Source organism: Halovibrio sp. HP20-59, assembly GCF_033052795.2.
Taxonomy (GTDB): domain Bacteria; phylum Pseudomonadota; class Gammaproteobacteria; order Pseudomonadales; family Halomonadaceae; genus Vreelandella.
In genome coordinates, this window is record NZ_JAWJUW020000011.1 from 51278 (window position 1) to 76492 (window position 25215).

Annotated in this window: 22 protein-coding genes; 10 read left to right on the forward strand and 12 right to left on the reverse strand. The window is 55.3% G+C overall.

What is annotated here, in order from left to right; all coding sequences use genetic code 11:
* The first annotated feature begins 55 nt into the window (after positions 1-55).
* The 3 genes from RZA33_RS13135 to lapB all read left to right on the forward strand — a co-directional run bounded on the left by RZA33_RS13135 (position 56) and on the right by lapB (position 1962).
* On the forward strand, positions 56-352 hold the full coding sequence (locus RZA33_RS13135; RefSeq protein WP_317508166.1) for an integration host factor subunit beta: 297 nt from the start codon (positions 56-58) through the stop codon (positions 350-352).
* Between the two features lie 98 nt (positions 353-450).
* Entirely contained in the window at positions 451-756 is a 306-nt protein-coding gene (locus tag RZA33_RS13140) for a lipopolysaccharide assembly protein LapA domain-containing protein (RefSeq protein WP_317508167.1), read from the forward strand.
* Positions 757-1962 carry a lipopolysaccharide assembly protein LapB gene (gene lapB, locus RZA33_RS13145; RefSeq protein ID WP_317508168.1) on the forward strand — a complete coding sequence of 402 codons (1206 nt, stop codon included), beginning with the start codon at positions 757-759 and terminating at the stop codon, positions 1960-1962.
* Positions 1963-1980: 18 nt separating this feature from the next.
* Here lapB and pyrF read toward each other — a convergent pair whose 3' ends face one another.
* Positions 1981-2682: an orotidine-5'-phosphate decarboxylase gene (gene pyrF, locus RZA33_RS13150; RefSeq protein WP_317508169.1), complete on the reverse strand. Its 702-nt coding sequence runs from the start codon at positions 2680-2682 to the stop codon at positions 1981-1983.
* Between the two features lie 328 nt (positions 2683-3010).
* Between pyrF and RZA33_RS13155 the strand changes: the two genes are divergently transcribed.
* Complete coding sequence (locus RZA33_RS13155) at positions 3011-3292, forward strand: ComEA family DNA-binding protein (RefSeq protein ID WP_317508170.1); 282 nt, start codon at positions 3011-3013, stop codon at positions 3290-3292.
* A 79-nt stretch (positions 3293-3371) separates the two neighbouring features.
* Here the strand turns inward: RZA33_RS13155 and prpD are convergent, their stop codons facing one another.
* The 6 genes from prpD to RZA33_RS13185 all read right to left on the reverse strand — a co-directional run bounded on the left by prpD (position 3372) and on the right by RZA33_RS13185 (position 11757).
* Positions 3372-4868, reverse strand: a complete 1497-nt coding sequence (prpD, locus tag RZA33_RS13160; RefSeq protein ID WP_317508171.1) for a 2-methylcitrate dehydratase — start codon at positions 4866-4868, stop codon at positions 3372-3374.
* A 54-nt stretch (positions 4869-4922) separates the two neighbouring features.
* Positions 4923-6092: a 2-methylaconitate cis-trans isomerase PrpF gene (gene prpF / locus RZA33_RS13165; protein WP_317508172.1), complete on the reverse strand. Its 1170-nt coding sequence runs from the start codon at positions 6090-6092 to the stop codon at positions 4923-4925.
* A gap of 12 nt (positions 6093-6104) precedes the next feature.
* Positions 6105-8714 (reverse strand): Fe/S-dependent 2-methylisocitrate dehydratase AcnD, encoded by a 2610-nt coding sequence (acnD, locus tag RZA33_RS13170; RefSeq protein WP_317508173.1) that lies wholly within the window; start codon positions 8712-8714, stop codon positions 6105-6107.
* A 66-nt stretch (positions 8715-8780) separates the two neighbouring features.
* Positions 8781-9908 carry a 2-methylcitrate synthase gene (gene prpC, locus RZA33_RS13175; protein ID WP_317508174.1) on the reverse strand — a complete coding sequence of 376 codons (1128 nt, stop codon included), beginning with the start codon at positions 9906-9908 and terminating at the stop codon, positions 8781-8783.
* 178 nt (positions 9909-10086) lie between these two features.
* The gene (gene prpB / locus RZA33_RS13180; RefSeq protein ID WP_133732757.1) at positions 10087-10977 is read right to left on the reverse strand and encodes a methylisocitrate lyase; all 891 of its coding nucleotides are present in this window, start codon (positions 10975-10977) and stop codon (positions 10087-10089) included.
* Between the two features lie 36 nt (positions 10978-11013).
* Positions 11014-11757: a GntR family transcriptional regulator gene (locus tag RZA33_RS13185; RefSeq protein WP_317508175.1), complete on the reverse strand. Its 744-nt coding sequence runs from the start codon at positions 11755-11757 to the stop codon at positions 11014-11016.
* 232 nt (positions 11758-11989) lie between these two features.
* On the opposite strand from RZA33_RS13185, the gene pabB reads away from it, so the two are divergent.
* Complete coding sequence (gene pabB / locus RZA33_RS13190; protein ID WP_317508176.1) at positions 11990-13345, forward strand: aminodeoxychorismate synthase component I; 1356 nt, start codon at positions 11990-11992, stop codon at positions 13343-13345.
* Between the two features lie 117 nt (positions 13346-13462).
* Positions 13463-14095 (forward strand): phosphoadenosine phosphosulfate reductase family protein, encoded by a 633-nt coding sequence (locus RZA33_RS13195; protein WP_317508177.1) that lies wholly within the window; start codon positions 13463-13465, stop codon positions 14093-14095.
* Between the two features lie 14 nt (positions 14096-14109).
* Here RZA33_RS13195 and cysB read toward each other — a convergent pair whose 3' ends face one another.
* Positions 14110-15084: an HTH-type transcriptional regulator CysB gene (cysB, locus tag RZA33_RS13200; protein ID WP_317508178.1), complete on the reverse strand. Its 975-nt coding sequence runs from the start codon at positions 15082-15084 to the stop codon at positions 14110-14112.
* A gap of 382 nt (positions 15085-15466) precedes the next feature.
* On the opposite strand from cysB, the gene trxA reads away from it, so the two are divergent.
* Positions 15467-15790, forward strand: coding sequence for a thioredoxin (gene trxA / locus RZA33_RS13205; RefSeq protein ID WP_317508179.1), 324 nt, complete (start codon positions 15467-15469; stop codon positions 15788-15790).
* A gap of 62 nt (positions 15791-15852) precedes the next feature.
* On the opposite strand, the gene RZA33_RS13210 is transcribed toward trxA, so the two are convergent.
* Entirely contained in the window at positions 15853-16959 is a 1107-nt protein-coding gene (locus RZA33_RS13210; RefSeq protein ID WP_317508180.1) for an AI-2E family transporter, read from the reverse strand.
* Between the two features lie 254 nt (positions 16960-17213).
* Between RZA33_RS13210 and RZA33_RS13215 the strand changes: the two genes are divergently transcribed.
* Positions 17214-18113, forward strand: a complete 900-nt coding sequence (locus RZA33_RS13215; RefSeq protein ID WP_317508181.1) for an SIMPL domain-containing protein — start codon at positions 17214-17216, stop codon at positions 18111-18113.
* On the opposite strand, the gene serS is transcribed toward RZA33_RS13215, so the two are convergent.
* Entirely contained in the window at positions 18058-19335 is a 1278-nt protein-coding gene (gene serS / locus RZA33_RS13220) for a serine--tRNA ligase (protein WP_317508182.1), read from the reverse strand. The two genes, RZA33_RS13215 and serS, sit on opposite strands and share 56 nt — an antisense overlap.
* 184 nt (positions 19336-19519) lie before the next feature.
* Between serS and RZA33_RS13225 the strand changes: the two genes are divergently transcribed.
* Complete coding sequence (locus RZA33_RS13225) at positions 19520-20110, forward strand: DUF4202 domain-containing protein (protein ID WP_317508183.1); 591 nt, start codon at positions 19520-19522, stop codon at positions 20108-20110.
* Between the two features lie 114 nt (positions 20111-20224).
* Entirely contained in the window at positions 20225-23326 is a 3102-nt protein-coding gene (locus RZA33_RS13230; RefSeq protein ID WP_317508184.1) for an FAD-binding and (Fe-S)-binding domain-containing protein, read from the forward strand.
* Here the strand turns inward: RZA33_RS13230 and trpC are convergent.
* A complete protein-coding gene (trpC, locus tag RZA33_RS13235) occupies positions 23323-24126 on the reverse strand; it encodes an indole-3-glycerol phosphate synthase TrpC (protein WP_317508185.1) in 804 nt (267 codons plus the stop codon). The two genes, RZA33_RS13230 and trpC, sit on opposite strands and share 4 nt — an antisense overlap.
* Positions 24127-24179: 53 nt before the next feature.
* Entirely contained in the window at positions 24180-25199 is a 1020-nt protein-coding gene (gene trpD / locus RZA33_RS13240; protein WP_317508186.1) for an anthranilate phosphoribosyltransferase, read from the reverse strand.
* Positions 25200-25215: the final 16 nt, after the last annotated feature.

Here is a 25215-nt window from a genome sequence, read left to right on the forward strand (position 1 = left end):
TAGTAGCAAGGTCGAGAGCGCGTCACGGCCTTCAATATTCGCAGGGAGCTAACCGATGACTAAATCTGAATTAATCGAACAAATTGCGATGCGTCAGCCGGAGTTGTCCGCCAAAGATGTTGAAACGGCGGTGCGTATTATTCTGGATGACATGACCCACTCTCTGGCCAGTGGCGGTCGTGTTGAGATTCGCGGTTTTGGCAGCTTTTCGCTGCATTACCGGGAACCCCGCGTAGGGCGCAACCCTAAAACCGGCGATGCGGTCGATTTAGACGGTAAATATGTACCGCATTTCAAACCGGGAAAAGAGCTGCGCGAGCAGGTCGACGCGAGCCGCGCGCTTGGCTACTAGCGTCGATGATTGTGCTATCAGACCTTATGCGGGATGACGGCGCGGCCTGAGTCGTACACAATAGCGATACCCCGATCGTAACAGACTAGGAAACTCTCATGCGTTGGATTAAAGGGCTGATTCTAGCCGTCATTTTGCTGGTAGTTGTGCTGGTAGGCATCCTATTTGCGGTCAATAACCAGCAAACCATTGCGTTAAACTTAATTTGGCTGGAGCTACCAGCGGTATCGCTTTCCGTCTGGCTGCTAGCGACATTAGTGCTTGGCGTCTTGCTAGGCATGCTCGCTATGCTAGGCGTGTACGTGCGGCTGAAAGCAAAGCTGGCCCGCAGCCACCGTCATAATAAGCAGCAGCGTAAGGAGCTTGATAGCCTGCGCACCCAGGAGTTCAAGGAACTGGCGTAAATGCTGGATGCCGCGCTGATAGGCTTACTGTTGGTCGCTATTGCCATCGGTTACGGGCTAGGTTACCGACAAGCCCTACGCCGCCGACATCGCTCTCACTCGTCCGCGGCGTCTTCGCAGGCCTTGTCTCGCGATTACTTCGTCGGGCTGAATTACCTGCTTGACGAGCAGCCCGACGAAGCGATCAACACCTTTATCAATGTGCTCGCGGTCAATAGCGACACGGTTGATACCCACATTGCCCTCGGAAAACTGTTTCGCGCCCGTGGCGAGGCCGACAAAGCGGTTAGCATCCACCAAAATTTATTAGCCCGTCCCGCCCTATCGAAACATACCAATGAACAGATCCAGCTAGAACTTGCCCGTGACTTTATGGCGCTGGGTGTCCATGACCGTGCTCAGGGGCTGCTGACTACCCTGCTGGATCACAGCGGTGATGAGCATCATCGCTATACCGCCAAGCAGCTGCTGGTTGATTTATTAGAGCGTGAAAAAGCGTGGCAGCAAGCCCTCGACGTTATTCAACCACTGCTTAAACAACACCCCAAAATGCGGCGGCCGGCGGCCCATTGGCGATGCGAACTCGCGCTCGAAAAAATTAATGAAGGCAGCCGTGCGCTGGCCAAAAAACACCTTAAAAAAGCGCTACAGCTCGATGAAAAATGCGTTCGAGCCACCTTGCTATTAGCTGAGTTAGAGATGGACAACGGGCACTATGCCCGCGCTATTGAACAATTAGACAACATTCCGGGCCAGGAGATAGCACATATCCCCACCATGTTGCCTGCCCTCAAGCACGCCTATTTACGCAATAATGATGAGGCGGGGCTTGAGGCGCACCTCTACCGGCTGCTGGAGCAAACACCTTACACCAGCACCATTATTGCGCTAGGACAACTTGTGCATCAGCGTGACGGTGTCGAAAAAGCCATTGAACTGACTGGCAATCGTTTGCGTGCCACACCCAGCTTGGGCGGGCTAGATTACTTAATCGATCTATATATGGAAAGCCAGCAACTTAGCGGCAAGCACTCACCGGATACCCGCCTACTACTGCTCAAACATCATACCAATGCACTGCTGCTTAATCGCTCCCATCACCGTTGCCAGCGTTGCGGCTTTACCAGTGACGCCCTGCAATGGCAGTGCCCTAGCTGCCGCTATTGGGGAACGATTAAGCCAATCATGGGGGTAGAAGGCGAATAAACGCGGTTTATTCGCCAGCTAGTATTGCGCTAGCTCTGCTTCAACCGCCTTAAGCGCTACCATCGGGTCATCAGCCTGAGTGACGGGGCGACCGATTACCAAATGGCTACTTCCCGCCGCCATGGCTTCGCTGGGGCTCATCACACGTCGTTGATCATTCGCGGCTGCAAAGCTTGGCCGAATACCAGGGGTCACTTTTAAGAACGACTCACCGCACAGCGCTTTAATCTGCGCTGACTCTTGGGCCGAACAGACCACACCGTGTAAGCCACTCTGCTTCGCCAGCAACGCTAAGTGCTCGACGTGCTCGGCCAGGGAGACCTTAATGCCCAGCTCTGCCAAATCGTCGGCCTGCATGCTGGTCAATACGGTGACGGCGATTAAATGGGTCGTTAAGGCGTGTTGGTCCAGACGTTGCACAGCTGCCTCCATCATCCGCCGCCCACCGCTGGCATGAACATTAACCATCCACACACCCTGCTCCGCCGCTGCCTGCACTGCGCTGGCTACGGTATTGGGAATATCATGAAATTTAAGATCTAAAAAGACCTCAAACCCACGCCCATGTAGCGCCTCCAGTACCGCTGGACCGCTGCGGGTAAACAGCTCTTTGCCTACTTTAACGCGGCAGCGGGCAGGGTCTAACTGATCGGCCATGCACAGCGCCGCATCTAGTGACGGGTAATCAAGGGCAATAATAATTGGTGAATCGGTGGCCACGGCATTACTCCAAATATGTTTTTGCCATTATATCAGTCTCTTTCTACTCTTCGCGCCGAATAAACGTTCACCAACGCAACCGTGAGTGACGCGTCAAAAGACCTTGGTATGTAAGCCATTTGCTATATATCCATAGCGAAAAACTTACAACTACTGTCATACATATCTTACATAAACACTGTCTTAATAACGTTAAGTTAACACTGTAGCGGCGCTTTCTTACTCACCAAGAACTTGATCATCAATAGCTCGTGAAACTGTAGAAATCGCTACATAACGTCACCCACACAATCAACATACCACAATGTTATTAAAAGGATTATTGAGGATGAATATGAGACTTAAAGCAATGTTGGCCACACTTCTGCTATGCATAAGCTTAGGCGTTTCCAGTGGCGTGCTGGCACAAGAGGTAGCCCCGATTAACGTCAATACTGCCGACGCTGAACTGTTGGCCGAACTACCCGGGATCGGCCCCAGCCGAGCCGACGCGATCATTGAAGAACGTGAAACCAACGGCGCCTTTGACAGCGCTGCAGATCTTGAGCGCGTCAGCGGCATTGGGCCTGCCACCGTTGACCGCATGCGCGATCAAGTGACATTTGAATAGCCTCTTTGGCGAGCATATCGTTCGTTAACCCCCACAGTGCCCGGTATTTATAAGCACCGGGCACTGTGAATAGCGCGCTTTAAATCATCCACATATCCATAAATTTGTGTATCGGCATCGCTTCAAGCGTTGTTTGATGGCTGCACAGCTCGGCGATTTTTTGACAACGACTTGCTGGAAAGCGGGTCGCTAAATTGCTCTCAAACTTCTCAACCAATAGTGGCATCCCCTCTTCCCGACGACGCCGGTGGCCTACCGGGTACTGAACTGCGACTTTATCAGTCGCACTCCCATCGCTGAAAAACACCTGTACCGCATTGGCAATAGAGCGCTTCTCAGGGTCATGGTAATCCGCCGAATACTCAGCGTTTTCTTCTACCACCATCTTATTACGCAGGTCATCTATTAGCGGGTGCGCCTCATGAAAGCTGTCTTCATAGTGCTCGGCAGTAAGCGCACCAAAGATAAGCGGCACCGCGGTCATGTATTGTAGGCAGTGGTCGCGATCTGCCGGATTGGCGAGTGCGCCGGTTTTGGAAATAATCCGAATAGCCGAATCGTGGGTGGTGAGCACGATTTTATCGATATCGGCCAAGCGGTCTTTCACCTGCGGATGAAGCGTCACGGCGGCTTCACAGGCGGTTTGAGCGTGAAACTCAGCGGGAAAGGAGATCTTAAACAGAATATTCTCCATCACGTAGCTACCAAACGCCCGCTGAAAGCGTAAGCGACGGTCAGCTTCCGGCTTGAGGCTCAAATCTTTGTTGGCATGGCTGAACAGCACATCGTAGAAGCCCCACTGGGGCGCCGACAGCGCGCTGGGAATGCCCATTTCACCGCGTAGGGCGATATCCGCTAAACGCACGCCTCGTGAGGTGGCGTCCCCTGCGGCCCAGCTTTTTCGCGAACCGGCGTTGGGTGCATGACGATAGGTGCGAAGACTCTGACCATCTACCCAGGCGTGGGAAAGCGCCGAGAGCAACTGCTCGCGATTGGCGCCCAACAGCTTGGCAGCCACCGCGGTGGAGGCAACTTTCACCAGCACCACGTGATCAAGACCAACGCGATTGAAACTATTCTCCAGCGCCAGCACGCCCTGAATCTCATGGGCCATGATCATGGCGTTGAGCACATCGCGCATCACAAGGGGCGTATCGCCTTGAGCGACCCGCTGCTGGGAAAGGTGGTCGGCAACCGCGAGTATCGCACCAAGGTTGTCGGAGGGATGGCCCCACTCAGCGGCGAGCCAGGTGTCGTTATAATCCAACCAGCGGATGATGCAGCCGATATCCCACGCCGCCTTAACCGGGTCAAGGCGCAGCGCAGTACCCGGCACTCGTGCCCCAAACGGCACTATCGTGCCCTCCACTATCGGGCCTAAGTGCTTGGTACATTCAGGGAAACGCAGCGCCAACAGCCCGCAGCCAAGCGTATCCATTAAGCAGTATCGGGCAGTTTCCAATGCCTCTTGAGATTCCACCTGATAATTGAGTACGTAGTCGGCAATAGCCTGTAGCTCGGTGTCGTAATCGGGCCGTTCATTGGCTTCGGATGTGGCAGACGATCTGGAAGACATAGCGCTCTCTCCTACGGTTAAATCACCCACTCAGTATGGCCCAAGGAAGGCTTCCTAAAAGCTGTCATCAGGAATTCTCACAAATCCCTCCATCAACACCCGGGCGCTGCGGCTCATCACTGCCTGTTCGATATGCCACCGCCCTTCCACCAGGTTTGCCTCAGCCCCCACCCGCAGGCTGCCGGAAGGATGCCCGAAGGTGACCTCGTTTCGTTTACCGCCACCGGCGGCCAGGTTCACTAAGGTGCCTTCGATGGCAGCTGCTGCAGCAATGGCAACGGCGGCAGTGCCCATCATGGCGTGGTGCAGTTTGCCCATGGAAAGCGCTCGCACCAGCAGATCGATATCCGCCGCCCGTACGTTTTTACTGCTTGATGAAACGTAATCCACCGGAGGCCCAACAAAGGCGACTTTGGGCGTGTGCTGTCGGTTGCCAGCTTCGCTCACATCACTGATCAGCCCCATGCGCACAGCGCCATGGGCACGAATGGTTTCAAACATCTCAAGCGTCCGGCTGTCGCCATTGATGGCGTCCTGCAACTCGGCGCCGGTATAGCCAATATCGGCGGCGTTAATAAACACGGTAGGGATACCCGCATTAATCATCGTGGCTTTCAGGTTGCCCACACCGGGAACATCAAGGTCGTCAACTAGATTGCCGGTGGGAAAAATCGCTCCTTCGCCGTCGGCCGGATCCATAAAGGCCACAGGAATTTCGGCGGCGGGAAAGGTCACGCCATCCAGCTCAAAATCGCCAGTCTCCTGGACTTCGCCATTGACGACGGGCACCAGTGACACGATGGTTTTCTGGATATTCAGCTGCCAAATGCGTACCTCGACCACCCCGTTTTCAGGAATGCGCGCTGGGTCAACAAGCCCATTGGCTATCGCAAAAGGGCCAACCGCCGCGGAGAGATTCCCGCAGTTGCCGCTCCAATCCACATAGGGCTTGTCGATGGAGACCTGACCGAACAGGTAATCCACATCGTGCTCGGCCGATTCACTTTTAGACACAATCACCGTCTTGCTGGTACTTGAGGTCGCCCCCCCCATACCATCAATCTGCTTTTCGTAGGGGTCGGGGCTACCAATTACTCTTAGCAATAATTTATCCCGCGCAGGCCCCGGCTGCTGGGCCGCTTCGGGCAGATCGCTAAGTTTAAAAAATACGCCCTTACTGGTGCCGCCGCGCATATAGGTCGCTGGGATTTTTATCTGAGGCATTCACTTATCTCCCTACGCAGCGGTGGATTCAAGAAAGTCCTGAGCAAAGCGCTGCAGCACGCCTCCGGCAGTGTAAATCGACACTTCCTCGGCGGTGTCCAAACGGGATTTTACTGCGACCCGCTCGCTGTCACCGTTTTGGCGGTGGATCACCAGGGTGAGCATCGCCCCTGGCGAAACGGCGCCTTCGACATCAAAGGTTTCAGTGCCGTCCAGGCCAAGCGTCTTACGTGTGGTACCGGGTTCAAACTCCAGCGGCATCACCCCCATCCCGATCAGGTTGGTGCGGTGAATACGCTCAAAGCCTTCGGCGGCGATGGCCTCCACGCCCGCCAGCGCCACGCCTTTGGCCGCCCAGTCACGTGAGGAACCCTGGCCGTAATCCGCACCGGCAATAATAATCAGCGGCTGCTTACGCGCCATGTAGGTTTCAATCGCCTCCCACATGCGGGTCACTTCACCTTCGGGTTCTACTCGCGCCAGCGAGCCTTGTTTTACGTTACCGTCGGCATCGCGCACCATCTCGTTAAACAGTTTAGGGTTGGCGAAGGTCGCGCGCTGGGCGGTTAAGTGGTCGCCGCGGTGAGTCGCATAGGAATTAAAGTCCTCCTCCGGCACGCCCATTTTAGCCAAGTACTCACCCGACGCGCTGTTGAGCTGAATGGCGTTGGAGGGCGAGAGATGATCAGTGGTGATGTTATCCGGCAGAATCGCCAGCGGCCGCATGCCTTTCAGGGTGCGCTCTTTGGCCATATTGCCCTCCCAATAAGGCGGGCGACGGATATAAGTGCTCTGGGGCCGCCAGTCATACAGCGGGCTCACTTGGGCGCGAGCGCCCTTGTCCAGATCAAACATGGGAATATAGGTCTGGCGAAACTGTTCTGGCTTCACCGAGGCTCTCACAATCGCATCGATCTCCTCATCGGCTGGCCAGATATCCTTCAAGGTGACAGGATTTCCTGCCTGATCCACACCTAGGACGTCTTTTTCGATATCAAAGCGAATCGTGCCCGCAATGGCGTAGGCGACCACCAGCGGTGGTGAGGCTAAAAAAGCCTGCTGGGCATGGGGGTGTATACGCCCGTCGAAATTACGGTTGCCGGAAAGCACGGCGGTAGCATAAAGATCACGCTCAATAATCTCTTGCTGGATTTTTGGATCCAGCGCCCCGGACATGCCGTTACAGGTAGTGCAGGCGTAGGCCACCACCCCAAAACCGAGGTTTTCCAGCTCGCCCATCAACCCGGCTTCTTCCAGGTACATCTTGACGGTTTTCGAGCCCGGCGCCAGCGACGACTTCACCCACGGTTTGCGCAGCAACCCAAGCCGGTTGGCATTACGGGCAATCAGCCCTGCCGCCACCATATTGCGCGGATTAGAGGTATTGGTGCAGCTGGTGATGGCGGCGATAATAACGGCACCATCGGGCATCTTGCCCGCTTTTTCCTCTTCCCGTGCGGCCTCAAGCCCCACGGCAATGCCGCGCTGAGCAAGCTCCGAGGTCGGCAAGTGCGCATGAGGGTTAGAAGGCCCCGCCAGGGTGCGATGTACCGATGAGAGATCAAAGGTCAGTACCCGCTCGTACTCAACTTCAGTCAAGCTGTCTGCCCACAGGCCGGTTTGTTTGGCATAGGTTTCCACCAGCGCCACCTGCTCATCTTCACGGCCGGTAATTTTCAGGTAATCAATGGTTTGGCCGTCGATGTAGAACATCGCTGCGGTCGCGCCGTATTCGGGGGTCATATTGGAGATAGTGGCACGATCACCCACGGTGAGCGCATCAGCGCCTTCGCCGTAAAACTCCAGGTAGGCACCGACCACCCGCTCTTTACGCAAAAATTCAGTAATCGCCAGCACCATATCGGTGCCGGTAATCCCTGGCTGCAGCTTGCCGGTTAGCTCCACGCCGATGATATCCGGCAGGCGCATCATGGAGGCACGGCCCAGCATGACGCTCTCGGCTTCCAAACCACCCACGCCCACCGAAATCACGCCAAGGGCATCAACCATGGGCGTGTGGCTATCGGTGCCGACACAGGTATCCGGATAGGCGATGCCGTCGCGGTTCTGCACCACCGGTGACATTTTTTCCAGATTGATCTGGTGCATGATGCCGTTACCGGGGGGAATCACATCGACGTTCTCAAACGCCGTTTTAGTCCAGTTGATAAAGTGGAAACGGTCATCGTTGCGGCGATCTTCAATAGCGCGGTTTTTCTCGAAGGCGCCCTCTTCTGAGCCAGCGTGCTCTACGGCTAGCGAATGATCGACAATCAGTTGCGTCGGCACCACGGGATTGACTTTGGCAGGATCACCACCCATCTCGGCAATGGCATCACGCAGCCCGGCTAAGTCGACCAGTGCAGTCTGGCCGAGAATATCGTGACAAACCACGCGTGCGGGGTACCAGGGAAAATCCAGATCACTCTTACGCTCGATCAGCTGCTTTAGCGCGTCGGTAAGCAGTTCAGGATCGCAGCGGCGCACCAGCTGCTCGGCCAGTACACGAGAGGTATAGGGCAGCTGCGCATAGGCACCGGGCTGGATATCTTCCACCGCCTCGCGAGCATCAAAAAAATCCAGCGCGGTGCCAGGCAGGGGTTTACGGTATTGGGTATTCATGCGGGCAGACTCACAAGAAGAGGGGCTAAAAAAACCCGGCTGCCAAGGCACCGGGCATTACGCGGGTCAGTCTCGCGCTTCTATTGGCACCCACTCACTCTTCTCGGGGCCAGTGTAATCGGCGCTAGGGCGAATAATGCGGTTATTGGCGCGCTGTTCAAATACGTGGGCCGCCCAGCCAGTCAGACGCGAACAGACAAAAATCGGCGTAAACAGCTTGGTGGGTATATCCATAAAGTGATAGGCGCTGGCATGGAAGAAATCCGCGTTACAGAACAGCTTCTTCTCACGCCACATAACCGCTTCGACGCGCTCGGAAACCGGATAGAGCACCGTGTCGCCAACGTCATCAGAAAGCTTTTTAGACCAGTGCTTGATAATCGCGTTACGCGGGTCGGACTCGCGATAAATCGCATGCCCGAAGCCCATGATCTTATCTTTGCGCTCCAGCATGCCCATGATCTTGCTTTCTGCTTCTTCCGGCGACTGCCAATCCTCGATCATCGCCATGGCCGCTTCGTTGGCGCCGCCATGCAGTGGGCCGCGCAGCGACCCAATCGCACCGGTTACGCAGGAGTGCATATCGGAAAGCGTGGAGGCGCAAACTCGCGCAGTGAAGGTAGAAGCGTTGAACTCGTGCTCGGCATAAAGAATCAGCGAGACGTTCATGACCCGCGCATGCAGCTCAGAAGCGGGCTCGCCGCGCAGTATATGCAGAAAATGGCCGCCTACCGAGTCATCATCAGTTTCGGTATCAATGCGCACGCCGTCGTGGGAGAAGCGGTACCAATAACAAATAATCGAGGGCAGCACCGCCAGCAGCCGATCCGCAACATCTTGCTGCTGGTCAAAATTCTCCTCGGTTTCTAGGTTGCCCAGCATTGAAGTGCCGGTGCGCATTACGTCCATCGGGTGGGCGTCTTTGGGAATCTGCTCAAGCACCGTTTTCAATGCATCGGGCAAACCGCGCAGGCTTTTCAACTTGCTGATGTAGTGATCTAGCTCACCCTGATTAGGCAACTTGCCCTTTAACAGCAGGTAAGCGACTTCTTCAAATTTGGCTTTTTCAGCCAGCTCTTTAATATCAAATCCTCGGTAGGTCAGGCCTGAGCCTGTCTTGCCTACCGTACACAGCGCGGTGGAACCAGCGCTCTGGCCACGCAGTCCTGCACCTGTCACGGGTTTATCAGCCATGGTGTGTCTCCTATTACTGCTTTTATTTTAAATTGTGTTTTTCATTTAACTTTCGGCAAGGCAGTCTCGGTGACGAGAGCAGGTTTCCGCGAGGGCGCTGTGAACCCATCCCTGGGCGCTACTTTTGTCATCCATGACAAAAGACCCTCGCTTCAACCTCCCCTCTCACCAGATGGCTTTACTGGTCATCGCCTTTTTCGGCAAACAAGGCATCCAGCTTTTGCTCAAAGTCGTGGTAGTTCAGAAAATCGTAGAGTTCGTCGCGGGTTTGCATGATAGGCACCACGTCTTTTTGGTGGCCGTTGTCGAGGATGCTTTGATAGACCTGCAGAGCAGCAGCGTTCATAGCGCGGAAAGCCGAAAGCGGGTAAAGCACCATGCGGCAGCCAACGTCACCAAGCTCCGTTTGAGTAAATAGCGGCGTAGCACCGAATTCGGTGATGTTGGCTAAAATGGGCGCATTGACCCGTTCACAGAAGGCTTTGTAATCATCCAAGGTGTGAACCGCTTCGGCGAAAATAGCATCCGCCCCCGCTTCCACGCAGGCGTTGGCCCGCTCAATGGCCGCATCGAGGCCCTCTTTTTGAAACGCATCGGTGCGGGCAATTAAATAGAAGTCTGGGTCGATCTTGGCATCCGCTGCCGCTTTAATGCGGTCGACCATCTCCTGCTGAGAGACAATCGCCTTATTGGGGCGGTGTCCACAGCGCTTTTGCGCGACCTGATCTTCCATATGTACCGCGGCCACGCCAGCGCGCTGCATCTCTTTCACGGTGCGGGCGATATTGAAGGCGCCACCCCAGCCGGTATCGATATCCACCAGCAGCGGCAGTTCGGTAGCGCCGCAGATACGGTGGGCATCTTCCACCACATCATTCATGGTCGTCATGCCCAGATCCGGCAACCCAAACGAGGCGTTGGCAACACCGCCACCTGAAAGATAGATGGCTTGATGGCCTACTTTGTCGGCCATCAGCGCTGTATAAGCATTAATGGTGCCTAAGATCGGCAGCGGTCGGTTAGCCTCAAGCGCGGCTCGAAACCGGGCGCCGGGAGTCATCTGGGACATGGGGCGTTTCTCCTATTGCTAATTTCTAGTTATGTTTTAGCTTTGCGATTTAGATACTGATTGTTCTAAGGTCGCTGCATAGCGATCCGCCACATTGGCGCGGGAGGCACTAACATGGCGGCGCATAAGCAACTCGGCCAGCTCCGCATCGCCAGCCTCAATGGCATCCACAATGCGATGGTGCTCGACAAAGGCGCGCTGGGGCCGCTTACCACTGGCACTAAATTGGGTGCGATAAAGGCGCACAAGGTAGTAAAGGTCGTCGCAGAGCAGGTTCATTAGCATATTGTTGTGGCTGCCCTGAACAATGCAGTAGTGGAAATCAAGATCGCCTTCGCGCTGGTAGTAAGCTTCACCACGCTTCAGATCAGCCTGACCTTCGTGCAGCGCCAGCACATCTCGCAAGCCCTGCACCTCTTCCGGTGACATATGTTCTGCCGCCAAGCGCGCAGCCATACTCTCCAGGGCTTCACGCAGATCAAACAGCTCTAAAAGCTCCTTCATTGAGAGCTGAACCACTCGCGCGCCCACATGGGGAACTCGCTCAATCAGTCGGTGGGCTTCCAGGCGCCGCATCGCCTCGCGCAGTGGCCCACGTGAAATGCCGTAGGTTTTAGATAGCCCCGGTTCGGTGATCTTACTGCCGGGGGCGAGTTCGCCGCGAACGATGGCATCCTGGAGCTGGTTAAATACCCGCTCTGCGAGCGTGCGCACTTCGGAGGAAGTCGATTCGGGCGCATTTTCAGCGGCGCTTGATAAAGTATTAGCGAGAGAAACCATGATTTATTGTCGACAATTGAAAAGTTACTAAACTTTAGCGCGTGCCAATTGAACCGTCAACCAGCCATGTTTGCTGATTTTATACGCCTTTCGTTGTATCAAAAAACGCAAATAAAACTTGCTTGTCAACAATCCTGCGCTAAGCGTGAGAAAGGCGTCGAAGCGGCGCGCTGGTGTCATTGTCTACACCCCTCTAAAATGGCACGCCCTTAACTGGCTAGGCGTTTGCTTAATGATCAAGGCGTTATCAATAACGGCCCTGCCCTATTCTTCCGATCCCCTGGAAATCTTCGCTCGCCTGCGCGCCAGGCCCGGCGCGGTGCTGCTCGATAGCGGCCGACCAGCCGCCACCGGGCGATTTGATATTATCAGCTGTGACCCGCTGGCGACCTTGGAAGTGTCTGGCGATGGCAAACCGCGTGTGTGTTCCCACCAGCTTAGCCCGCCAGCGTATTTGGCCAATGATGCGTTTGGCCTTCAGCAATGGCTGCTGGATCAGCTTGATATCACCAACCCACCCAGTGAACTCCCTTTTCTGGGTGGGTTGATTGGCTACTGGGGCTATGACCTAGGGCGCAACACCTTGTCAATTCCCAGCGCTCAGGCTAGCCCGGCCTCACTTCCCCAGGCCCGCTTAGGACTTTACGACTGGTGCATCACCTTAGATCACATGGCTCAGCAGGCGTGGTTAATCGCCTCACCAGGGCGGCGTGAGCAGGTGGAAGACTGGCTGACTCAAACGCCCGCGCCGACCCCCTCGTTTACACTGAAAGGTGACTTCAAGGCGGAGCTTAGTCGCGCCCAATACACCGCTCGTTTTGACGCTGTGCAGCGCTATATTCGGGCGGGTGACTGCTATCAAATCAACCTGGCCCAGCGGTTTTATGCCGACTATCAAGGCGACGAATGGCAGGCTTACCTACGCTTGCGACAGGCGACCCCTACCCCCTTTTCGGGATTCATGGCCTGGGGCGACAAGGCCGTTCTCTCACTATCACCGGAGCGTTTTATTCAGTGCCGTGATAATAAAGTGGAAACCCGCCCCATCAAAGGCACCCGACCACGTGGCGCGACGCTTGAAGATGACCAGGCGCTGGCTGAGCAGCTATTGAGCAGCCCTAAAGATCGCGCTGAAAACGTCATGATCGTCGATCTGCTCCGCAATGATTTAGGCCGCGTCTGCCAGCCGGGGTCCATCCGTGTGCCGCAATTGTGCCAGCTGGAAAGTTACCCAAACGTCCATCACCTGGTCAGCGTGGTGCAGGGCACGCTGGCTGAACGCTATACGCCGTTAGCACTGCTCAAAGCCGCGTTTCCTGGCGGGTCGATTACCGGCGCGCCTAAAATTCGCGCGATGCAAATCATTGATGAATTGGAGCCCTGCCTACGCAGCGTTTATTGCGGCAGCCTTGGCTATGTGGATGTACGCGGCAGTATGGATACATCGATTGCCATTCGAACCATGGTGGCCGAGGCGGGAAGGCTGCACGTATGGGGCGGCGGGGGCTTGGTAGCAGACTCCCAAGCGGACGAAGAGTACACCGAGACGCTGGATAAAATTCGCCACTTAATTGGCGCTTTGGAATAAACAGCACGATTGCTAAATCAAAAAGGAATATAAAAGCCTAACTAAACGGTATTGGGGCGAGTAGCCTCGGGTTTGATAGCCTAGTCACTATGACTCTATACCCGAACAGGAGGCAGCATGTCCTCAGCGCTTGAAGCGATCAATAACGAATTTGCCAACAACGGTAACAAAAACCCTCAAGGCTTGATTGAGTGGGCACTTGCCCAAGGCGCACGGCCTATTTGCACCACCAACTTTCGACCCTTTGAGGCGGTGATCCTGCATATGGTGAGTCAGGTGCGTCCGGATATCCCGATTGTGTGGATGGACAGCGGTTACAACACTGAGGCAACTTATCAATTCGCCGACGAGGTCATTAAACAGCTCAACCTCAATATCGTCAGCTTTGTGCCTCGCCGTACCCGCGCCCACCGCGAAGCCCTGGAAGGCCCGATGCCGGGCATCGACGACCCGCGCCACGCGGCCTTTACCCAGGAAGTTAAAATCGAGCCCTTTGAGCGCGCACTGCGTGAAATGCAGCCCGACGTGTGGTTTACCGCACTGCGCGCCGAAGACACCCCTGAGCGCGCCCAAATGCAGCCGGTTAGCCGCAACAGCGACGGCCTATTGAAAATCGCCCCGCTGCTGCAGTGGAGCGCCAAAGATATGTACCAGTATCTTCAGGCGCACAACCTGCCCAACAACTTCGACTACTTCGACCCTACCAAAGTGGAAGAAAAGCGTGAATGCGGGCTGCATTTACAGCATTAACTCCACACTGAGAGTTAATACTCCGGCAGGTCCAAGCCATCAAATAGCGACTGTTCATGGCGCGGGCCTGCCGTTAGTGCTTCATCTACACGGTCGCGGGTTAGATGAGGCGCAAATCGCTCAAGAAAGTCATACATATAGCCACGCATAAAGGTGCCGCGCCGAATGCCAATTTTGGTCGTGGAACTGGCGAATAAGTGTCTAGCATCCAGCGCTACCAAGTCATCATCGAGCGCCTCATCGACCGCCATATGGGCCACAATGCCAACCCCCATACCTAGCCGAACGTAAGTCTTGATAACATCGGCATCGGCCGCCGTCAGTACCACATTAGGTGTTAACCCCTTCGCCTTGAAAGCATCGTCTAACTGCGAGCGGCCGGTAAACCCAAATACGTAGGTGACCAGCGGGTGTTCAGCCAGCGCCTCCAGCGTTAACGGGCCTTGATGGGTAGCCAAAGAGTGGCCCTTGGGCACTAGCACACATCGGTTCCAGCGATAACACGGCAGCAATACCAAGTCGGTAAACAGCTCTAGCGACTCAGTGGCGATGGCAAAATCAGCCTGCCCTTCACTGACCATCTGCGCGATCTGCTTAGGCGTCCCCTGCTGCATATGCAGCGCCACATCAGGATATTTCAGGGTAAATTCACTGATAATGGGCGGCAACGCATAGCGGGCCTGGGTGTGGGTGGTGGCAATGGCAAGGCTGCCGCGACGCTCATCGCTATGCTCTTGAGCCACTTGCTTGATATTATCGGAGAGACGCAGCACTTGGCCTGCCAGCTCAATAATTGATTGGCCCGCAGGCGTTACACGGGTTAAATGCTTGCCACTGCGGGCAAAAATTTCCACACCCAATTCATCTTCCAACAGACGAATCTGTTTTGAAATACCCGGTTGTGAGGTAAATAGATTTTGTGCGGTAGCTGAGACGTTCAGGTTATGTCGATTGACTTCCCAGATATAGCGTAGCTGCTGTAGCTTCATATCCTCACCTTGATTATTGTCTATGCAGGCCTGTGCAGGCGCGCTGAAACGCCCTAATGCATGACCAGTCGCAGCGTATGATGGGCTGTAGTGGCAACCTCAAGCCGCGCAGCACTGGATAGAATAAAAAACACATCTATAATACTTTTATATTATAAAAAAATCTTCCTAACGGCACCCTTTAATTTCTGCTATTTAAATAACTAGCCCGGTAGGAAATTTGCCAGCAACCCTCGCGCCCGCTACCATCTGCCCACGACTTGTCGCGGTAAACACAAGGCGCGATGAAAACTAGCCGCGGTGAAAGAGCGCTAGTCCGCGCAATGACCGTTGCTCCATTAGAGGCAACGAAACAGTAAGAGCAACGCAAATGGAGAATCAAATGGCTAATAATGTTGATGTCACCAACGCCAATTTTGAACAAGAAGTCCTCAACGCTGAACAGCCTGTGCTAATGAAATTCTGGGCGCCCTGGTGCGGCCCATGCAAAGTCATGGCCCCGGTTGTTGAAGAAGTGGCTACAGAGCGTCAGGACAACCTGAAAGTCGTTAGCGTCAATGTAGACGACGCACCAGAAATTGCTGCCGAACAAGGCGTCCGCGGTGTACCTACCGTTATGCTGTTTAAATCCGGCACCAAAGTCGCTTCACTGGTCGGCGCGCAATCTAAATCGCAACTGACGCAGTTCATCGAACAAAACGCCTGATGTTTAAAACAGCCGCCGACCCTGTGGGCGGCTGTTTTTTTCTTCTACGTTTACGCTGCTTATTACTTGCTCCTACGCTTCCAGGGCGGCAATCTAGCATCACTTATATTAGCATCTTCCGTGCGACGCTTTCCTGGCCCCAGCAGCCGAGCAATCCAACGCGTTTGCGGATGACTATCCAAAGCAATCTTCAGTGTCGTGGTCAACACTACCGACAGCAACATCCCCGCCGCACCAAAGATCCACCCCCACACCACTAGCGATAAAAACGCCACGAACGTTGAAAGCCCCAGCGCCTGTCCCATTATCCGAGGCTCAATCAGGTTGCCAAGCACAAAGTTAATGGCCAGATAGGCAGCAGCCAATAGCAACGCCTGAAAGGCGCCGCCATCTTGAGAAACCAGCAGTAAGAGTACGGGAGGTATCGCCGCCAACGCAGAGCCGATATTGGGTATAAAGTTGAGCGCAAAAGCCAACACAGCCCACAGCAGCGGGAACTCCACACCCACGATCAGGCATGAAAACCATACTAATACTCCGGTTGCCAGGCTGATCATGGTCTTAACAGCCAGATAGCGCTTCAGCGTTAAGCTAAATTCACTAAAACGTTCCAAGCTAGGCGCAGGATTTTCCAATGCCCGAGAAATTTTGTCACGCAAGTTCAGCGTCTCGAACAGCATAAAAATGACCAGTAGCCCAACAATGATGCTTTGCATAAACAGATTGCCAATCTGGCTCAGCACCCCTGGCATCCAGGAGCCCTGATCCTCGCCCTCAAAGAGCGAGTTGATCTGGTCGGGATCAATGGCTAGCCCACGGGAAGACAGTGCATTAAGCAAATTCCAATACTGCTCATAGAGCCGCGATTCAATTTCTGGTAACGCGGTGACAAAGGTACTAAAGCTATTGACCACCAGCAGGCCAATCAGCGATAAAAAAGCCAGCAATACCATCAAGGTTAAAAAAGCCGAGACCCGCATGCTCAAGCCACAGCGATGCAACCACTGCACCGGCGAGGTACACACAACAGAAATAAAAGTCGCTAGCAGCAACGGTACTAGCAAATCCGCGCCCACCTTCATTCCCGCAATAATGACAACCAAGGCAGCGAGTGCCAGAGTGGCATTAAGGGGAACACTACGGTAATCCTCGTCCGACAATTTCGACATAAACCCATCCCTAGTCTGTTGTCATATGCATATTGGCTGTAAACACGCTATTGCACAAACCGTGCAAACAATAAGCAACTGTTTTGCAGCGACTCTTGTAAGCTGAACTTTCCTTGCTAGCGCGCTTCCAAGCTTCGTCTGCGCTAATTTTCTGAGGACAGTTTTTAAAACTTAGTACTAACCAAAATACCCAGTATTAACTAAAAACCAAGTATTAACTTGCAGGCCCCACCTGCTCATTAAGGAAGTCATTTATGACCGTATTAACCTCTGTCTATCAAAGATCTAGCCCTATAAAACCAGCGTCTCAACAGCCATTCGCTCAAAAGCTTCGCACTCAACTGCTCGGCTACGGCTTGCTAGGCGGCGCCTTATTGGCCCTATTGAGCGCGCCTTTCGCGCACGCTTCGCCTTCACCCTCAACGCAACCTAGCCTACATGTTCAAGCGCAGTCGTGGGTAGAAGTCGCGCCCGATAAAGCCACACTGAATGCGCGGCTGTGGGAAAACACGCCCGCCCTTTCTACCCTGGAAGAAAGCGATAGTAGCGCACTTAGTGACGCCCGAAAGCGCTTAGAGGCCCGCGCCAGCGAATTAATCGAGAAGATGGGAGCCACCGGCTTGGAACGCAACGCTATCAGTGCGGGCTCGTTAAACGTTTACCCCGAGCAAATTCAAGGACCCCGCAACGAAGAGGGCGAACATGAGACACTCCAGCGCACACGCCTAGAGCGCCCTATCACCGTCGAGTTAACCGATCTTGATCAGTTAAGCGAGGTATTAGATGCGCTAATCGCAGCTGGAGTGAACTCATTGGATGGCGTGCAGTTTGATCTACAAGACCGCGAGGCAGCTACGGATGAAGCGTTGGTTAAAGCGTTAGAAAAAGCGCAACACAAAGCAAACCTAATGGCCGACAGCTTAGATGCCGAACTGGGCCCTGTGCAGCGCATTGAAGAGACACAATCACCTATCTTCCAGCCGCGCATGATGGCGATGCGGGCAGAAAGCGATGCCGCTGGTGGTCAATCCGGTGCCGCCAGCGAGTATCGCCCCGGCACCATCCGCATTGATGCCGGGGTTAGCGTTGAGTGGGCGCTTAAAGGGCCAGCCGCTCCAGACCGCCCAGATAGCGGCGAAGCGGCTCAGGAATAGTCACCGAGACATCCGCCTGCTGGTGGTTTTCAAGTACCGCCAGCAGGCAACGCCCCACTGCCAAGCCCGAGCCGTTCAGGGTATGCAACAGCTGGGGCTTTTTCATATCGGGATGGCGGTAACGCGCCTGCATCCGCCGCGCCTGGAAGTCTTCGCAGTTAGACACCGAAGAGATCTCCCGGTAAGTCTCCTGGCTGGGCAGCCACACTTCCAAATCATAAGTTTTTGTCGCCCCGAAGCCCATATCCCCCGTGCACAGCGTTACCACGCGGTACGGCAATTCCAGCGCCTGCAGGATTGCCTCGGCATGGCCACGCATTTCTTCCAGCGCCTCGTAGCTTTTCTCTGGTTCCACGATCTGCACCATTTCGACTTTATCGAACTGGTGCTGGCGGATCATACCGCGGGTATCGCGCCCGTGTGAGCCTGCCTCGGAGCGGAAACAGGGCGTATGCGCGGTGAGTTTCATCGGCAAGGCCGCCTGCTCAACGATTTCATCGCGTACAAAGTTGGTCAGCGGTACTTCTGAAGTGGGAATCAGGTGGTAATCGCGCTCATCGTCCAGCTTGAACAAATCTTCGCCAAACTTCGGCAGCTGACCGGTGCCCATTAACGAATCGCGATTGACCATATAGGGCACGTAGCACTCTTCGTAGCCGTGCTGCTCGGTTTGGGTATCCAGCATAAACTGCGCCAATGCCCTATGTAGGCGCGCAATTGGCCCGCGCATTACCGCAAAGCGGGCGCCAGTGATTTTAGCCGCCAACTCAAAATCGAGGTACCCCGACTTCTTGCCCAGGTCAACGTGATCCAACACTTTAAAATCAAACTCTCGCGGCGTGCCCCAGCGGTGCAGTTCAACGTTATCGTCTTCGCTTTTGCCTTCCGGCACGCTTTCGTGGGGAAGGCTGGGGATGCCGCTAATGGCGTTTTCCCACTCGTCCTGAACGTCGGCCAGCTCGCGCTTGGCTTTATCCAGACGATCACCTAAATCGCTGACTTCATCCAGCAACGGCTGAATATCATCACCATTGGCCTTGGCCTTACCAATCGCTTTGGAGCGCATATTGCGCTCGTTTTGCAGCTGCTCAGTTTGCGTTTGCAGCTCGCGGCGCCGTGACTCCAGCGCCTGTAACTCCTCTTTATCAAGCACAAAGCCCCGCCGGGCCAGTTGTTGAGCAACCGTGTCAAGATCACCGCGCAGCAGTTTCGGATCGAGCATGAATCCTTTCCCTTGGCCTGAAAACAATAAAAGCAACGCGCCAATGCACGTGCAGAAAGACTTCTATTGTAGGCAAAAGAGCGGCGGGGAGCCATGGCGGTGTCAGCCAGCAAGCGTATAGAGTTGTGATTCAAGCGGTTTCTCGGCAACCTATTAGTATTATTTCTAGCCGAGCACTATTGCCATGTCTACTGCTTTTGATCAAACGCTCGCCGCCATCGACGCCTTGCACGCCGAGGACCCGCGTTCCACCACCCTCGCCGATGGCACATCCATGCCCCAGGAACTGGCCTATGCCCAGCGCATGAGCGATTGGTTAGGCCACGTGCATGACGCTCCGGACGACGTGCTGCGTTTGGCCGTGCGCGCCCAGCACCTGCAGCGCTGGTTAGTCCCCCGTGATGAGTATCCTGAAGGCCGTGTCGGTTATCTCACTTGGCGACGCGACCAGGGAAAACGTGCGGGCGAGACCACCGCCCAATTGATGCAGGAAGCCGGTTATAGCGCCGAGGATGCTCAACGCGTCATAGCGATGATTGGCAAAAAAGGCCTGGGCCGCGACCCCGATGTACAGGCGCTGGAAGATTGCGCCTGTCTGGTGTTTTTGGAGAACTACTTTGCCGATTTCTCGCGCAAGATTGAGCATGACCATTTAGTGCGGATTGTGCAGATGACGTGGCGTAAAATGTCACCCCGCGCCCACCAGCTGGCCTTAGCACTGCCAATGTCAGACACCTCATTAGCATTGGTAAAAGAGGCCTTGGGTGAAGCATAAGAGAAGCAATAAAGCGGGGAGTAGAACGCTACTGTGAGATGCAGCTGACGAGCTGCTGCGGTAAAGTAGTCATCTTCCTTTATCGCGCTCCCGGCACTGACGGCTAAATCACCTATGATTGCATCTCTAGACACACGTACCGCCCCTTTTGAACGCCTGGGCAGCGACTATGTACGGTTTCTACAAGCCCTCAAAACGCGTGGCTTTGAAGGCGAAATAGCGCCTGATTACGCTAACCGCACGGTGCTGGCGACGGATAACTCGATTTACCAGCGCCTGCCCCAGGCGGCGGTCTACCCCAAGCATGCCGAAGATATTGAGCGCCTCGCCCGGCTTGCCGCGCAAACCACCCACCGGAGTATTGTGTTAACGCCCCGCGGCGGCGGCACCGGCACCAATGGCCAGTCGTTAACCGACGGCATTGTGGTCGATGTTTCTCGTCACATGAATCGGATTGTCGACATCGATGTTGAGAATCGCCGCGTACGTGTCCAGGCAGGGGTGGTAAAAGACCAGCTCAACGCCGCCCTTAAACCTCACGGGCTGTTCTTTGCGCCAGAGCTTTCGACCTCTAACCGCGCCACCATTGGCGGGATGATCGCTACCGATTCCAGCGGCCAGGGCAGCTGTGAATACGGCAAAACCCGCGACCACGTGCTGGAACTCGACACCGTTCTGATCGGCGGAACGCACCTGCACAGCTACGCTTTAACGCCGGAGGAAGAGCAGGCTGAGCGCCAGCAGGAAGGCATTATCGGCCGCGTGCATACTACCGCCGCGGAGATTATCGACCAGCAGCGCGACTTGATCGAAGCAAAATTCCCGCCGCTCAACCGTTGCTTAACCGGCTACGACCTGGCCCATCTGCGCGATAATGAAGGACAGCTCAACCTCAACAGCCTGCTGTGCGGCTCGGAAGGCTCGTTGGGCTTTTTGAACGAAGCCGTACTCAATGTGCTGCCGATTCCTAAACACTCCATCCTGGTTAATGTGCGCTATACCAGCTTTATGGACGCGTTGCGGGATGCCAATGCCTTAAAGGCCAGCCCGGCGCAGCCCACCTCCATAGAAACTGTGGATGACACGGTGCTTGAACTCGCGATGGAGGACTTTGTTTGGGACAGCGTGGCAGCATTTTTCCCCGCTGGTAACACGCCCATTCGCGGTATTAACCTGATTGAGTTTAATGGCGACGATGAGGCCGCCCTCGCCGAACGAGTGCGCGCTTTCACCGATCATCTAAGCCAAGACGCCACCGTTGAGCGCCTGGGCTACACCCTGGCCGAAGGGCGTGGGCAGATCCAGAAAGTCTATGCCATGCGCAAACGCTCGGTAGGCCTGCTAGGCAACGTGCAGGGCGAAAAGCGGCCGATTGCATTTGTGGAAGATACCGCGGTACCGCCTGAGCATTTGGCCGACTTCATCGCCGAGTTTCGTGCCGCGCTGGACGCTCGCGGCCTCTCCTACGGGATGTTTGGCCATGTGGATGCCGGGGTTCTGCACGTGCGCCCGGCGCTGGATATGAAAGACCCCGCTCAGGAAGCGCTGATTCGCGAAATCTCTGATGAAGTCGTCGCGCTGACCCAGAAATACGGTGGCCTGCTATGGGGCGAACACGGCAAGGGCGTGCGTTCTGAGTACGGCCCCAAATTCTTTGGCGAACTCTACCCCAGCCTGCAACGGGTCAAAGCGGCGTTTGACCCCTTTAATCAGCTTAATCCCGGCAAAATTGCCTCACCATCCGAAAGCGGCGAGCTAATCGCCAAGGATAGCGACCCTAATTTATTAGCAGTCGATGGCGTGCCTATGCGCGGCCAGTTTGACCGCACCATCGATGAACGTGCCTGGCAGTCCTATGACGCCGCGGTGTACTGCAACGGCAACGGCGCCTGCTACAACTACGATGTAGACGACCCAATGTGCCCGTCATGGAAAGCCACGCGGGACCGCCGCCACTCGCCCAATGGCCGCGCCAGTTTAATCCGCGAGTGGCTGCGATTGCAGTCACAGGCGGGTATCGATGTGGTGGAAGAGTCACGCAAGAAAAAAGCTGAGGGCGGCTGGGGCTTCATTAAAAGTTTCCCGCTGCGGGTGGCAAACAGCTTAAGCCGCAAGCAGCACCACGACTACTCCCATGAAGTTTATGACGCCATGGCGGGCTGCCTGGCGTGTAAATCCTGCGCGGGGCAGTGCCCCATTAAGGTCAACGTACCGCAGTTCCGTTCGCAGTTCTTGGAGGTCTACCACGGCCGATACCTGCGCCCAGTGCGGGACTACGTGGTTGGCGGCACTGAGTTTATGCTACCCACACTGGCTAACATCGCGCCGCTGTATAACGCGGTGATTGGCCAGCGCTGGGTGGAAAAACTGATGCGTCGCACGCTGGGCATGAGCGACTCCCCGGCGCTTTCACGAGCCAGTGTTAAAAAACAGCTAACGGCTTGGGGAGTCGCCGAGGCAACCCCGCTCTCGCTGGCCCTGTTAACTGATCAGCAGCGCTCCAACAGCGTGATTATTGTTCAGGATGCCTTCACCACTCACTTTGAAGCCAAGTTGGTGATGGATGTCGTCGAGCTACTCTCGCGCCTCAACCTACGCGTGTTTGTGATGCCCTACTCAGCTAACGGCAAACCGCTCCAGGTACAGGGCTTTTTAGGCGCTTTCGAGCGTGCCGCCGCCAAGCAGGCTGAACGGCTGCGCACCCTAGCTCGTTTTGATATCCCCATGGTAGGCATCGACCCGGCGATGACGCTCACCTACCGCCAGGAGTACATTAAAGCGCTAGGCGAAGACGCGGTGCCGGATGTGTTGATGCTGCAGGAATGGCTCGCGACCCGCATCAATACCCTGGCGCCCAGTCAGCTTAAGCTAACCGACCCGGGCTTTAAGCTGCTTTCCCACTGCACTGAGAAAACTAATGCACCAGGTAGCCCCAAGGCGTGGCAGCAGGTATTCGCAGCGTTTGGGTTAGAGCTTGAACTGATGGCGAGCGGCTGCTGCGGCATGTCGGGCACCTACGGCCATGAAACCCGCAACGCCGCTACGTCAAAAACCATCTACGCCCAATCCTGGCAACCCCAAGTGGAAGCCGAAGAAAACGCAGGCAAATTGCTGGCCACCGGCTACTCCTGCCGCAGCCAGGTGAAGCGCTACTCGGAACAAGTGCTACCGCACCCGCTTCAGGCGCTGCTTGTGTGCATGAAGCGGGCAGGTTAGAAAAAAAGCTGCTTAAGCGCTAGGCCTGGGTCGCTTTCGCGCATAAACACCTCGCCCACTAAGAAGCCGTTGACGTTATGGTCGCGCATTAGCTCAACGTCATCGCGGGTGTGGATACCCGACTCAGTAATCACCGTGACGCCGTCAGGGATACGCGGCAACAGCTCAAGCGTGGTGCTCAAGCTGGTTTCAAAGGTATGTAAATCGCGGTTATTGATACCTACCAGCTGTAGATCCAGCGCTAGAGCGCGCTCTAGCTCATTGGCGTCGTGAACCTCCACCAACACATCCATACCCAGCTGTTTGGCCTGCTGATTCAGGTCACGTAGCTGTGCGTCATCCAGCGCAGCCACAATAAGCAGAATGCAGTCCGCGCCAATCGCACGGGCTTCACACACTTGGTAGCCGTGGGTAATAAAGTCCTTGCGAATCACCGGTAACGTGCAGACGTCCCGGGCGGCAATCAGATAGTCTTCGTGGCCCTGAAAAAAATCAGCGTCGGTAAGCACCGACAGGCAAGCCGCACCGCCTTGGGCATAGCTTTTAGCGATGTCCGCCGGGTGAAACTCCTCGCGAATAACGCCTTTTGAAGGCGATGCCTTTTTGATCTCGGCGATAACCGCCGGATCACCGGTGGCAATGCAGGTATTCAGGGCTTCGATAAAACCACGGGGAGCACTCTGCTTATCGCCTAAGGCGAGCAGATCGGCTTCTGAAACAGCTTGGCGGCGCTGGGCCACTTCCTGTTCTTTGCGGGCCAGAATGCGCGTTAAAATCGTCGGCGTTGCCTGTTGAGTCATGATGATCTCTTGTTCTTCAAAACGGTCTGTTTAAAAACGATCTGCTTAAAAACCTACTGCTTAAAAACGCTGGTGAAGTGCGAAAGCTCTTTGAGCTTCTCTAGCGGCAGTTTGGATGCTTGGGCATCCTGGGCCACCATCACGCCCTCTTTCAACGTATCAGCTACCCCCGAACAGTAAATGGCGGCGCCTGCGTTTAGGGCTACAATATCGGCGGCAGCGCCCTCCCCGGCCAACGCGGCTTTCACCAGACGCAGGCTGTCTTCCGCGCTGGCAGCTTTAAGCGTTGCCAAGCTTTGACGCTCAATACCCAGCTGTTCCGGCGTAATCGTGTACTGGGTAATTTCGCCATCTTTAAGCTCGGCGACCAAGGTCGGCGTCGCCAGAGATATTTCGTCCAGGCCGTCCTCTGAATGCACCACCATTACATGGCGGCTACCCAGCGTTTGTAGCACGTCCGCCATCAGCGGCACCAGCTCAGGCGCGTAAACGCCCAGCACTTGATTGGGTGCGCCCGCGGGGTTGGTTAACGGCCCCAAAATATTAAACAGCGTGCGCACGCCCATTTCACGCCGCGGGCCAATCGCGTGACGCATGGCCGGGTGATGATTAGGGGCAAACATAAAGCCTACGCCTACCTGCTCGATGCAGCGCGCGACTTCTTCCGGTTTTAGGTCCAGGTAGATACCCGCCACATCGAATAAATCCGCACTGCCGGATGACGACGATACGCTGCGGTTACCGTGTTTGGCCACGTGGGCGCCCGCTGCAGCGGCGACAAAGCTAGCGGCGGTGGAAACATTGAATAAATTAGCGCCATCGCCGCCGGTGCCGACGATATCCACCACGTTTTCGGCATCCAGTTCAACGCGCTTCATCAGTTCGCGCATTACCTCGGCGGCGGCGCTAATTTCAACGGCGCTTTCACCCTTCATGGCCAAACCGACCAGCAGGCCACCAATTTGCGCGTCACTGGCATCGCCCGTCATGATTTGGCGCATCAAGGCGTGCATGGCATCGAAAGAGAGGTCTTCGCGGCGCATCACCGCATTAATCGCGTCTCGCATTTGCATGAGCAGAGGGGCCCCT